11 protein-coding genes are annotated in these 12,588 nt (G+C 50.4%); 4 read left to right on the plus strand and 7 right to left on the minus strand.

All coding sequences use genetic code 11. The features are described 5' to 3' along the window. Nucleotides 1-29 precede the first annotated feature (29 nt). From Q9O24_11325 to aspS, 7 genes are all read right to left on the minus strand, one after another. Nucleotides 30-368, minus strand: coding sequence for a SoxXA-binding protein (locus tag Q9O24_11325; protein MDQ7075715.1), 339 nt, complete (start codon nt 366-368; stop codon nt 30-32). A gap of 28 nt (nt 369-396) precedes the next feature. Beyond that, nucleotides 397-1,233: a sulfur oxidation c-type cytochrome SoxA gene (soxA, locus tag Q9O24_11330; GenBank protein MDQ7075716.1), complete on the minus strand. Its 837-nt coding sequence runs from the start codon at nt 1,231-1,233 to the stop codon at nt 397-399. 40 nt (nt 1,234-1,273) lie between these two features. After that, a complete protein-coding gene (gene soxX, locus Q9O24_11335) occupies nt 1,274-1,633 on the minus strand; it encodes a sulfur oxidation c-type cytochrome SoxX (GenBank protein MDQ7075717.1) in 360 nt (119 codons plus the stop codon). Between the two features lie 169 nt (nt 1,634-1,802). Then, nucleotides 1,803-2,411, minus strand: coding sequence for a response regulator (locus tag Q9O24_11340; protein ID MDQ7075718.1), 609 nt, complete (start codon nt 2,409-2,411; stop codon nt 1,803-1,805). Next, complete coding sequence (locus tag Q9O24_11345; GenBank protein MDQ7075719.1) at nt 2,408-4,561, minus strand: PhnD/SsuA/transferrin family substrate-binding protein; 2,154 nt, start codon at nt 4,559-4,561, stop codon at nt 2,408-2,410. Before Q9O24_11345 ends, Q9O24_11340 begins: the two co-directional genes overlap by 4 nt. 33 nt (nt 4,562-4,594) lie before the next feature. After that, the gene (locus Q9O24_11350) at nt 4,595-5,308 is read right to left on the minus strand and encodes a HAMP domain-containing sensor histidine kinase (GenBank protein MDQ7075720.1); all 714 of its coding nucleotides are present in this window, start codon (nt 5,306-5,308) and stop codon (nt 4,595-4,597) included. A gap of 139 nt (nt 5,309-5,447) precedes the next feature. Beyond that, complete coding sequence (gene aspS, locus Q9O24_11355) at nt 5,448-7,223, minus strand: aspartate--tRNA ligase (GenBank protein ID MDQ7075721.1); 1,776 nt, start codon at nt 7,221-7,223, stop codon at nt 5,448-5,450. A 155-nt stretch (nt 7,224-7,378) separates the two neighbouring features. Between aspS and Q9O24_11360 the strand changes: the two genes are divergently transcribed. The 4 genes from Q9O24_11360 to ppc all read left to right on the plus strand — a co-directional run. Continuing rightward, nucleotides 7,379-8,233 carry an SDR family oxidoreductase gene (locus tag Q9O24_11360; protein ID MDQ7075722.1) on the plus strand — a complete coding sequence of 285 codons (855 nt, stop codon included), beginning with the start codon at nt 7,379-7,381 and terminating at the stop codon, nt 8,231-8,233. 16 nt (nt 8,234-8,249) lie between these two features. Continuing rightward, nucleotides 8,250-8,795: an ACT domain-containing protein gene (locus Q9O24_11365; protein ID MDQ7075723.1), complete on the plus strand. Its 546-nt coding sequence runs from the start codon at nt 8,250-8,252 to the stop codon at nt 8,793-8,795. After that, nucleotides 8,755-9,645 carry an alpha/beta fold hydrolase gene (locus Q9O24_11370; GenBank protein MDQ7075724.1) on the plus strand — a complete coding sequence of 297 codons (891 nt, stop codon included), beginning with the start codon at nt 8,755-8,757 and terminating at the stop codon, nt 9,643-9,645. Before Q9O24_11365 ends, Q9O24_11370 begins: the two co-directional genes overlap by 41 nt. Before the next feature lie 147 nt (nt 9,646-9,792). Beyond that, a partial coding sequence (ppc, locus tag Q9O24_11375) for a phosphoenolpyruvate carboxylase (protein MDQ7075725.1) occupies nt 9,793-12,588 on the plus strand: 2,796 nt, incomplete at its 3' end.

Here is a 12,588-nt window from a genome sequence, read left to right on the forward strand (position 1 = left end):
CCCATTTAAACAAACGAACAGCACAGAACTTACTTCAAATAAGCAGGCAGCCCCACATCTTTTTGTGCCATCGCCTGTTTATAGCCCTCTTCGCCTTGCCATTTGGCTTTTTTCGCCAACTTCATGGCTTTTTTCATTTTGCCTTTTTTAGCGGCTTTTTTGGCTTTCTTAAGAAACTTACCAATGTCGCGCCATTCACCACCCACTGAAGCGGCTTTTTTCTTTGCCGCAGTCGCCTCTGCTACTGCTTTTTTCAAAGCACCATCATCATCACCATGATGTTTATCATCGTCACCTGCGTTCACAGCAACAAACGGGGTCACCAACAACAACCCAGCAAACAGGGTACTGATTAATTTTGCCTTCATTATCTTATCCACCTATTTGATCTTTGGGTTATTTACGCGCACTGGGGCCATTCAGCTCCAAACCGTTGCTCATGTAGGTCAGGAAATATTCCAAGTTACGATACTCTTGACCTTGTGGTTTAAACGGTTTCGCTCGAACCTGTTTGTTACAGCCTTTGAAACGACGATGCAAGGTACCCACCGTACCCCATTTAGAACGGTAAACAGGAAAGCCGGTGGTGTGACCCAAAGCAGGACTCAAAATATCGGAACGGATGTAGTTACCCGAATTTTGCATGTGGCATGAAGCACACGAGAAATTCAGTTGGCCACGACGAGCAAAATAGAACTGTTTACCCTCTTCGTAGGCCGCCATTGCACGCGGATCATCACTGGGAATCATAACATTGGTTTTATTACCACGAGAATTGTAGGTCATAAAAGAAAGTATGTCGTTGATTGATCCCTTAGCGTATTTCAACGGTTTTTCACCATTGGCTTTCAGGCAATTATTAATCGCCAAGGGCAAGGTCATCACCATGCCCTTCTCTTTATCCCAATGAGGATATTTATGTGCTACGCCTGGCCCATCAGCAAAACAATCTTTATAACCTTTACCATTGGCAAAGGCTGTGTTCCACATCTCTTCACCTGCATCAATGAAAGTCTCGTAAGGAGGAAATTCTTCAATCGCTTCCCAACTTTCACGACTGACTTTATCAATAGCGTAAACGCCATTACCAAAATCATTCAACTCCACTTTAGGAAATTTTTTGGCAAAATAACCACGGATTGTACTTGTATCACCTTCAGGGCTGGCTATAGCGCTGCTCATCATGGCCAATGGTAGAGCCATTGCAACCACAGCTGTTAATATTCGTTTCATAAAAATCTCTTCACTCTATAATTTCAGTATGACGACTGGGTTACAGGTTCCAGATAAAATCAACAACAGCATCAAGCTCTTTGTCGTTCAAGATTTTATGCTTACCAAAAGGAGGCATTGGAGATTCAGGGTTTTTAACCGTAGCGTCCCAAATTTGTGCTTTTAACACTTCTCTTTTAGGGAAACGCGCTTTCATAGCTATTAAGGCTGGGCCAATATTACCGGCATTGGTACCACCCGAAATCATATGACAGGCAAGGCAATTACCCTTTTTACGGGTAAAGGCCAACTCTTTGCCATCTTCATCAGCCAACGCCAATTGGGATGTTCCCAACAGCGCCACCGAAGCCGCAGCTAACAGAGTCTTTCGCATCAAAGACGTGGATTTACTCATTGACATGTGCTTCTCTCCTCCAGGATATTTTGACTACTTACTTAATTTTGACAACCACACTCCATCGCAGAACCGGACTTACACTACTACAAAATTCTCAGGATGTCGCCCCATTATCCAAACAGTGAGTCAACAATGAAATTAGCAAAAACAGCTGTTCTTCCTATGGTTTGCCTTAGTTTCGCTGCAACGAAAGCATGATGCGCATCAGCTCCGAGAGCGATTTTACTTCCATTTTTTCCATCACCCGTGCTCGATGCGCCTCCACGGTAGAAAGGCTTACCTTTAACTCCACCGCAATCACTTTATTACGCAAACCGGCAACCACATGCTCCAACACCTGACTCTCTCTTGGGGTCAAACGTATCAAGCGCTCACTGATTTCTGCCAAACGAGACGCCTCACCACGCTGCTGGGCATCCTTTTCAATGGCACGATGAACGCTGTCCAATAACAACTGATCACTGAAGGGCTTTTCAATAAAATCCAAAGCACCGGCTTTCACCGCTCGCACCGCCATCGGCACATCACCGTGACCGGTCACCATAACAATGGGAGGGTGCAAGGGTTTTGCATTCAAAATCGATTGCAACTCCAAACCACTCATTCCTGGCATCCGAATATCCAGAACCAAACACCCTGCTTGACGAGGATCAAACTGATCCAAGTAGTGCAGCGCAGACTCAAACACAGCCGTCTGCAAACCGATAGAACCCATCAACAACTGCAAAGCTGCTCGTACCTCACAGTCATCATCCACAATGAATACCGTAGGCTCACTCATTCTTTTTCACCTTTTTCCAACTCCGCAATCGGCAAGATAACAACAAAAGTAACGCCCTCGGTATGACTCACCACAGAGAGCGTGCCACCGTGGTGCTCGATAATACTGTGACTGATCGACAAACCCAAGCCCATACCCTTCTCTTTGGTGGTCACAAAAGGATCAAACAACTGCCCCTCAATAAGGTGACTCAAACCAGGACCGCTGTCTCGAACCGACAATTCGACCTGTTGAGAATTTCTCATTCTCACCCGAATCAGCAGCCGTTTGTTTTCCAACAATTCATCCGACATCGCCTCAATGGCATTACGCGCAAGGTTCAATATCACCTGCTCAATTTGAATCCGCTGGGCATTGATCAAGGCCACGGCACCTAACTGCAACTCCAACTTAATCCCCGCTTGATGAATTTCAGTAGAGAAAAGCAGTGTCGCTTCTCGCACCACCTGAGACAAATCAATTAAGAGCAATTGTGGCGGTTCTTTGCGCACAAAACTACGCAGCTCTCGAATCACCTCACCGGCATGAGTCGCTTGATTAACAATTCGCTCCATCACATCGACAAATTGTTCTAACCCTGTTTGCCCAGACTCCACACAACGAATCAAGGCCTGCGCATTGGTGGCAATGGCCGTCAATGGTTGGTTAATCTCATGAGCAATACCCGAAACCATCTCCCCCATGGTGCTCAAACGCGCCACATGAGCCAACTCCTGTTGATGTTGGCGCAGCTCTGCCTCTACCCCTTTGCGCAGACTGATGTCCCGAAATACCACCACGCTGCCCACGGTTTTACCCTGCTCATCTTTGAGTGGGGTACTGCTGTACTCAACAGAAAAACAGCTGCCATCTTTTTTCCAAAACGTATCGTCGGCAATAAAACGCGGTTGATTGTCTTTATAGGTCTGATAAACAGGGCATTCATCATCTGGAAAATGACTCCCATCCGCATGAGTGTGATGCAAGATTTGATGCTGGTTTTTGCCAATCAAGTCCTCAGCGTTCCAGCCGGTAATGCGCTCCATGGCCCGATTTAAAAAGGTTGAATTACCCTCTAAATCGACCCCATAAATACCGTCACTGACCGAATCAAGAATCAACTCGTGTTGATGTTGTAACCGTGATTGCGCCACTTTCAGAGCACGATTCAGACGCAGCACCCACAGGATCATCACCACCATAAAGAGCAAAAACAGGAGACCGATAAGCAACCAATGCCAATATTGGCGCACCGCATCCCAAATGGTAAATTTCCCCATAGAATCGTAAGGTGCCAAGTGCAACTCTTTAAAGAGATCGTGTACCGGCTGATAATTGAGTGGAAACGTCCAGCCGGTGTAGTGTCCTGTTTGGCTGGCACGGTGCCCCAAAGGCATGTTCAACAACGCCAGCGCCACCCGCTGCGCCAACTCAGCTGAGGTGTGATTTACCTTACTAAAAGGCCATTCAGGATAGAGGCTGCTGCTGTGAACATAGAGAAAATGTTCGTGATGTTGTGAATGAATGATTCGAAATTGATCCAGTTGAATCAAACCGTCCGCCGCCATTCTCTCTAAAATATCCGTACGCACCGTACCCACATCAACCTCACCCGCCAGCACCGCCTGCACCACTCGATCATGAATACCGGCAAAACGAACCTCAGCCAGATCCTGATAGGGGTTAATCCCCTGCTGTTGCAGCTCACGCCAAGCCATCTGAAACCCACCCAAAGAGGTCTTATCCACCGCCATTAAACGCTTGCCAACCAAGTCAGAAAGCCGCTTAATATCCTCACGATCAGCTCGGGTGAAAATCACCCCACCAAAGACATTATAAGGCACCCCACTGCCTTGATTATTCAAAGTGGCAATGCGTGAAACCCGGTAGCGCACTTCCAAATTGACATAAATACCTGGGTTGACCAAGACAAAATCCACAGTACCACTGGCCACCGCCGGATCCACTTGAGAAAAATTCAGTGGCACAATCTCAAAACGATAACCCTTAATAGCGTGAGTCAAATAATCCGCAGTCGGCGACCAAGTAGCACGAGTTGCTGCCTCACCGCGATGGCTCAACACACCAATTTTAATATCAGCTTCATCAGCTAGAAGTGAACAACTAAACAGCAGAAAACAAAAAAAACCTATGGATAATAATGTTTTCATGGAAAGGAATACTTAACGAAAGGCGTTGAAAACTCAAGCATTATGACGTGGCAAAACAACACTAAAACAAGCCCCCTCAGCAAGTTCACTGCGGACATTAATCACTCCATTGTGAGCCATCACAATCTGTTTCGTCAGCGCCAAACCCAACCCCAAACCAAACTCACCCTCAGTCGGCTTTGTACTCAGACAATGCAAGGTAGAAAACAGCTGAGCTTGTTCTTCCTTAGATATGCCTTCACCCTGATCCTGCACAGAAAAAACAACCTCCTCTGAGGTTGTGAATAAACGCACATCAATTCGACTGCTACAGGGGGAAAATTTAATCGCATTGCTCAGCAGTTGATCGACCACCAGTCGCATACGCACAAGATCCAGCTGCAACGACAGCTGAAACGAAGAACTGGAATTTAAAAAAATGTTTTTTTTCTGCGCCCGTTTTTCAAAACTCAGCAGGCGTTCATTGATCACTTGATCCATGAACACCGTCGAGAGATCCAGCACTAAACCAGTAGAGGCTATTTTCGAATAATCCACCAAATTACGAAATTGCTGCAACAGCTCAATACTGAGTTGATTTATTTTTTCAGAGAAATTGCGACGGTGATCCAGATCAAGATCAGGCATCAACAGCAGCTCACTAAAACCCTGAATCGCAGCAATGTGATTACCCAGATCATGGGCTGCTCCAGCGAGCAAAGCCGCTTCAGAGGGAATGTCTTGTTGTTCCAACTCTGATAATGCCATATCTACCACCCCACACAGACTCGAAACTGCATTTTAGCACGTCAAACCGCTCGCAATAATTGATCAATATCGCACATTTAGGCATAAAAACACCACCGCAAGGGTGGCATCTTTAAAACAACAAACCCAGAATCTTACATCAACTCTCCGCTTGCGGTTTACGCACCCGAATGTGCAGATCCGCCAACTGCTGCAACGGCACACTGGCCGGTGCACTGGTCAAGGGACAACTGGCCGTTTGCGTTTTCGGGAAGGCCATCACGTCTCGGATTGAGCTGGCACCGCTCATCAACATGATCAGACGATCCAGACCAAAAGCCATGCCGCCGTGAGGAGGACAACCGTATTTCAACGCTTCCAACAAGAAACCAAACTTATCCTGCGCCTCTTCATCCTCAATGCCTAAAATGCCAAACACCGCCTGCTGCATCGCACTGTCGTGAATACGGATCGAACCACCACCAATTTCGCTGCCGTTCAAAACCATATCGTAAGCACGAGACAAGGCCGTTCCAGGATCGTTTTTCATCGCTTCAACGTCACCAGAAGGCGCAGTAAAGGGGTGATGCAATGCATTCCAGCGACCGGCTTTTTCATCGTAATCGAACATGGGGAAATCCACCACCCAGACCGGTTTCCAGCCCTCGGCCACCAGACCCAAATCCTGCGCCACCTTGACCCGCAGCGCGCCCAAAGACTCGTTTACCACCTTGGTTTTATCCGCGCCAAAGAAAAGAAGATCGCCGTCCTGCGCGCCGCAACGTTCAATAATCGCGCTCAAGACCTCATCAGGCAAAAACTTCACAATCGGTGACTGTAAGCCCTCACGACCGGCAGCAATTTCATTGCACTTGATGTAAGCCAAACCTTTTGCACCGTAACGACCGACGTATTTGGTGTAGGCATCAATCTTTTTACGGCTCAAAGCGTTGCCACCCGGAACACGCAACACCGCCACCCGACCGTCATCGCTGTTGGCTGGTGCGGAAAAGACCTTGAAATCCACCTCCGCCATCAAATCCGAGACCGTCACCAGCTCCAGATCAATGCGCAGATCAGGGCGATCATTGCCGTAACGCTGCATGGATTCGGCGTAGGTGATGTGCGGAAAAGTCTCCGGCAACGCCACATCCAGCTCATCGGCAAACAGATTACGAATCATGGTCTCCATCATGCCCATGATCTGCGTCTCATCCATAAAAGAGGTCTCAACGTCGAGCTGAGTGAACTCCGGTTGACGGTCGGCACGCAGATCTTCATCACGAAAACAACGCACCACCTGATAATAACGATCCATGCCCGACATCATCAGCAGTTGCTTGAAGAGCTGCGGTGATTGCGGCAACGCAAAAAAATCACCCGGATGGGTGCGGCTTGGCACCAAATAATCCCGCGCCCCTTCGGGGGTCGCTTTGGTCAACATCGGCGTTTCAATGTCCAAGAAACCTTCGCCATCCAAATAAGCCCGTACCTGACGAGTGACGTTGGCGCGCAAACGCATCCGCTGCTGCATCTCGGTACGGCGCAGATCAATGTAACGGTAGCGCAAACGCAGCTCCTCGTTAATGTTGTCATCGTCCAACTGGAACGGCGGGGTTTCAGCGCGGTTGAGAATTTCGATCTCTAAACCCAACATCTCCACCTCGCCGGTACGCATGTCGGAATTTTCCGTGCCTTCTGGGCGACGACGCACACGGCCTTTGATGCGCAAGACAAACTCACTGCGCACCTCTTCCGCGATGCGAAAATTCTCTACTCGGTCGGGGTCAAACACCACCTGCACCACCCCTTCGCGGTCACGCAGATCAATAAAGATCACCCCGCCGTGGTCGCGGCGACGGTTAACCCAGCCACTCAATTCAACCTCTTGATCCAACAATGAGGCATCAACCTCACCACAATAGTGACTACGCATGGTATTAATCCTGAACGGTAATGGCTCAAAAAAAGCCGATAAAAGGAGCGGATGGTTAGGGGCGCTGATCTTACGGATTTAGAGTCAAATTGGCAATTGTTTCGCAGTCCAATCGGCGTACAATCATTCCCACTACCACGATAAAAAGCCCCAATATGGACTCTGCACAAAAAGCCATTTTAATCACCGGCTGCTCCAGCGGCATCGGCCTCTGCGTCGCCAAAGGCCTACAACAGCGCGGTTACCGCGTCTTTGCCACCGTCCGCAATGCAGAAGACGTAAAACGCCTCCAGACAGAAGAGCAGCTAGAGGCTCTGCAACTGGATCTGGACAATTCAGACTCCATTCAAAACACCGTCAACGAGGTGTTACAGCGCTGCAATGGCAAACTGTTTGCCCTGTTCAATAACGGTGCGTACGGCCAACCGGGTGCCATTGAAGACCTCAGCCGAGAGACGTTGCGCGCCCAACTGGAAACCAATCTGCTCGGCTGGCTGGAGTTGACCAACCTCATTATCCCGCAGATGCGCCACCACGGCGAAGGTCGCATCATTCAAAACAGCTCAGTACTCGGCTTTGTCGCCATGCCCTATCGCGGCGCGTACAACATCAGCAAATACGCCCTAGAGGGGCTAACCGATACCCTGCGGCTGGAGCTGCACGGCAGCGGCATTCAGGTCAGCTTGATTGAACCTGGCCCCATCGAGAGCCGTTTTCGGCACAATGCCCAGCTGGCTTTTTTAAAGTACATTGACGCGCCTAACAGCCCACACGCCGACAACTATCACTCCATGTTGAAACGGCTGAACAAACCTGGCCCTGCTGCACCCTTCACGCTGCCACCTGAGGCGGTGCTAAAAAGAGTCATTCACGCACTGGAGAGCCGTCGCCCAAAAATACGCTATCCCGTCACCGTGCCTACCTACCTGTTTGCCTGTTTAAAACGCATCAGCTCCGCGCGTTTTTTGGATCGCATCTTGAAACGCGCTTCGGGCAATGGCAAAAACTAACCCCAAAGGAGTCACCATGAGCGAACATCTGATCTCTCTTTTTTGTCCTGACCGTCCCGGCCTGATCTCTGCGATCAGCGGCTGCCTTTTTGATCTCGACCTCAATATCGGCGACAGTAACTTTTCCATTTTGGGCAGCGGTGCTAAATTCACCGCTGTCTGCACTCTGCCGGAAACGCTCAGCGCCGAAACCTTACACACTCAACTGCAACACCTGCCACAGCTGAATGAGGCGAAAATCAGCATCACCCCCTACGCCTTGGCTCGCCCCAGCAGCTCCGCTCACATCAGCCATCAGATCACCCTCCAAGGGCGCGACCAACCCGGACTGGTAACACGGCTCACCGAAGTGTTTGCGGAGTTTGAGGCCAACATCGTCCACCTCAACACCAAAAGTTTTCCGCAGGCGGACATGGATCACTACCTGATTCGCATCTCTGTCGCCATTCCCAAAAAACGCACCTCTGCCTGTCTGGCCACCATCGAAAACACCGCCAGCAGCATGCAGATGGAATGCCTCTGTGAGACAGAACAGAGTGCAACCGAGCTTGATCCGATTTAAATGGGTTGCATGGATTAATAATCCCTGTCAGACAGACAACCAAACAACCGAGACAGTAAAACAGACCGTGCCAATCACACTGCATTTTCAGAAACAAGGTCATGGCGAAGCCGTTATTATTTTACACGGCCTGTTTGGCTCCCATGAAAACTGGTTGTCACAAGCCAAACTGCTGGCGCGCAACTTCACCCTTTACACCCCTGATCTGCGCAACCACGGCCGATCCCCGCACAGCGACGAGATCAATTACAGCCTCATGGCCGCCGATGTGTTGCACTTTATGGATCAACATGATTTACCCAGTGTGCATCTGATCGGCCACTCGATGGGCGGCAAGGTGGCGATGCAGATCGCCCTCAACCACCCTGAACGACTTAAATCCCTAATCGTGGTGGACATTGCCCCCAAGGTCTACCCCACCCATCATGACGAGACCATTCAAGCCCTTGCGGCACTTAAAATCGATAAAATTCGTTCTCGGCGTGAAGCCGATGCCACATTAGCCCAACACATTCCACAACGAGACGTACGCCTGTTTTTGCTCAAAAATCTACAACGAGATAACAATGGCCACTACCAGTGGCGCATGAACCTCAAAGCCCTGAAAAAGCAGCAACACGACATCGCTGCCGCACCCAACGGCGGCCAAAGTTACCCTCAAGCGTGCCTGTTTATTCGCGGCAGCCGTTCCGACTACATTCAACTCGACGACACCGCTCAAGTGCTGCGCTGGTTTCCCAAAGCGCAAGCCAAAACCATCGACAACGCCGGACACTGGCCCCACATCGAAAAACCAGCGCTGTTTACCAAGCTGGTACTCGACTACCTCAAACAACACAGCGAAAAATAAAATTGATCGCGGTAAAAAAGTCAGAATAGATGCGGCTGCGTGCAAAAGCCGATATGATACGCGCCCTTAAGGAATAAGCCGCCGGAGTGAACAGCACGGTTCTACTCGATTGGGTGAGCGCAGATAAAAAAAGGTGAAACGAACAGTATGGCTTCCACTTCGGTACACGACAAAAAATTACGTTCACGCGTCAAACTCTTCGGCATTTTGCTCGGTGAAGTGCTCAACGAACACGCAGGCAGCGATGTTTACAACGCCGTTGAAACCCTTCGCAAGGGCTTTTTAGCTCTGCGTGAGCAAGAAAATGCGGAACAACGCGCTGAATTAATGGCCTACATCGCCCAACTCGACAGCGACACGTTGAGTGAAGTCACCCGCGCCTTTGGCATTTATTTCAGTCTGGTCAACATTGCCGAAGAGAGCAATTTGCATCGTCGCCGTCGCGTTGAAGTACGCCGTGGCCGCACACTCTGGGAAGGCTCTTTTGATCACACCCTGCGCGAATTTTTTAATGACGGCGTTACCCCAGAGCAACTGCAACAGCTGCTCAACAAACTCAGCTACACCCCCGTCATCACCGCTCACCCCACGGAGTCCAAACGCCGTGCTGTGATGAGCGTGTTGCGCAACATCTTCACCACCGCCTACGAGCTAGAACAGCCGTTGGGTCAAGAACAGCGCGACGATGTCAGCGCCAAGCTGAAAAGCCTGATTCAAGTCTTGTGGCGCACCGATGAAGTGCGCGTCAACCGCCTGCAAGTACGCGACGAGATCAAAAACGGTCTGTTCTATTTTAAAGAAAGCCTGTTTGAAGCGATCCCCGAAAGTTACCGCTACCTGCAAAAAGCGATCAAACGCACCTACGGTGATGCCGTAGCGGAACAGATCAAGCTGCCTAACTATTTACACTTCGGCTCTTGGATCGGCGGCGACCGTGATGGCAACCCCTTTGTTAAACCCGCCACCACCCGCTTGGCGCTGCGGATGCAAAGCGAAACCATTCTTGAAGAGTATTTGGAGCAGTTGGATCAACTCTCCCATCAGTTGACCCACACCCGCACCATGATCACACCATCAGCGGCGTTTCAGCAGGCACAAGAAGCCGATGCTCAACTGCATGAAGCCTGTTTTGATGATCGTGCCGCACGTTACCAACACGAGCCGTATCGCCTCAAACTGCGCAGCATGGCGCACCGCATCCAATTCAATTTGCACGGTGTGCAACACGCACTGGAAACGGACGATCCCGCTGCAAAATCAGAACACGCCTACCAAAATGAGAGCCAATTTCTCGCCGATTTGAACCTAATCCGTGACTCTCTGATCTCCCACGGCGATTCGATGGTCGCCAACAGCCAATTGTTAGATCTGATCCGACTGGTAGAAACCTTTGGTTTCTACTTGATGCAGTTGGACATTCGCCAAGAATCCACCCGCCACAGCTCGGCGGTCAGTGAGCTGTGCAAACGTCTGCCTGCAGCCATCGACTACGATGCGCTAAATGAAGAAGCACGGATGGCAACCTTGCAGTCTCTACTGGAAAACCCCGTCAGCCTTGATACCTCTGCCGACGACTTGAGTGAACACACCCTTGAAACCATGGATGTGTTGCGCGTCATGAGCCAGATGCGTAAAGAGATCAGCCCCAACGCCTTTGGCGATTACATCATCTCCATGACCCACACCGCCTCCCACATCATGGAAGTGATTTGGCTTGCCAGCTTGACCGGTTTGGTAGGCAAAAAAGACAACGAATGGTTCTGTCATCTGCGAGTGGGGCCGCTGTTTGAAACCATCGAAGATCTCGGTCACATCTCCGAAGTGCTTAACGCTCTGCTCGACAATCCCGTTTACGCTCAACTGCTAAAATGCTCCGGCAATCAGCAAGAAGTGATGCTCGGTTATTCTGATTCCTGCAAAGACGGCGGCATCTTGGCTTCCAGCTGGAACCTCTACCGCGCCCAGCAGAAGGTCATCGAACTGACCCGCCAACGCAGTGTTGAGTGCCGCATGTTCCACGGTCGCGGTGGCACCATCGGTCGCGGCGGCGGCCCAACCCATCAAGCCATTTTATCCCAACCGGCGGATACGGTTCACGGCCAGATCAAATTCACCGAGCAAGGTGAGGTGCTGTCGAGCAAATACAGCAACTCCGAAACGGCCATTTATGAGCTGAACATGGGCGTGACCGGCTTGATGAAAGCCAGCCTCTGTCTGATTAAACCGGTGACGGCCACCAGCGGTAATTGCAGCGCCTTTATGCAAGAGCTCACCCCCATCGGCGAGCAGCACTACCGCACCTTGACCGAAGATGTGCCTGGTTTTATGGACTATTTCTATGAAGCCACGCCAGCGAATGAAATTGCGTTGATGAACATCGGCTCACGCCCCTCACATCGCAGCAAGGCGGATCGTTCCAAATACTCCATTCGTGCCATCGCCTGGGTCTTCAGTTGGGCGCAAGCGCGCCACACGATCCCCGCTTGGTACGGCATCGGCACCGCTCTGGAGAGCTGGCGCAACTCGTCTCCCGGTAATCTGGAGAATCTGCGCAGCATGTACCGAGAGTGGCCTTACTTCCAAGCACTGGTCAGTAATACCCAGATGGCGCTGATGAAAGCGGACATGCGCATTGCAGAAGAGTATGTAGAGTTGTGTGAAAACCGCGAACAGGCCATGGGCATCTACGCCATGATCCGCGACGAGTACCAACGCACCATGCAGCAGATCACCGAAATCAGCGAAAACAACGCCCTGTTATCCGACAACCCCACACTGGAACTGTCACTGCAACGCCGTGCGCCGTACCTTGACCCGATGGGACACATTCAGCTTTCGCTGTTGAAACGCTTCCGCGATCCCAAACTCTCGGAAGAAGAGCGTCAAACGTGGCTCAGCCCACTGCTGCGCAGCATCAACGGCATCGCTGCTGGAATGCGCAAT

This window comes from Gammaproteobacteria bacterium, assembly GCA_030949385.1.
Taxonomy (GTDB): domain Bacteria; phylum Pseudomonadota; class Gammaproteobacteria; order JAUZRS01; family JAUZRS01; genus JAUZRS01.

Excerpts from the sequence above, each read along its gene's own strand:
- Q9O24_11360 (MDQ7075722.1), top strand. The coding sequence starts at position 7,379 with ATGGACTCTGCACAAAAAGCCATTTTAATCACCGGCTGCTCCAGCGGC.
- aspS (MDQ7075721.1), bottom strand. The coding sequence starts at position 7,223 with ATGCGTAGTCACTATTGTGGTGAGGTTGATGCCTCATTGTTGGATCAA.
- Q9O24_11345 (MDQ7075719.1), bottom strand. The coding sequence starts at position 4,561 with ATGAAAACATTATTATCCATAGGTTTTTTTTGTTTTCTGCTGTTTAGT.
- Q9O24_11350 (MDQ7075720.1), bottom strand. The coding sequence starts at position 5,308 with ATGGCATTATCAGAGTTGGAACAACAAGACATTCCCTCTGAAGCGGCT.
- Q9O24_11340 (MDQ7075718.1), bottom strand. The coding sequence starts at position 2,411 with ATGAGTGAGCCTACGGTATTCATTGTGGATGATGACTGTGAGGTACGA.
- Q9O24_11325 (MDQ7075715.1), bottom strand. The coding sequence starts at position 368 with ATGAAGGCAAAATTAATCAGTACCCTGTTTGCTGGGTTGTTGTTGGTG.
- soxX (MDQ7075717.1), bottom strand. The coding sequence starts at position 1,633 with ATGTCAATGAGTAAATCCACGTCTTTGATGCGAAAGACTCTGTTAGCT.
- Q9O24_11365 (MDQ7075723.1), top strand. The coding sequence starts at position 8,250 with ATGAGCGAACATCTGATCTCTCTTTTTTGTCCTGACCGTCCCGGCCTG.
- soxA (MDQ7075716.1), bottom strand. The coding sequence starts at position 1,233 with ATGAAACGAATATTAACAGCTGTGGTTGCAATGGCTCTACCATTGGCC.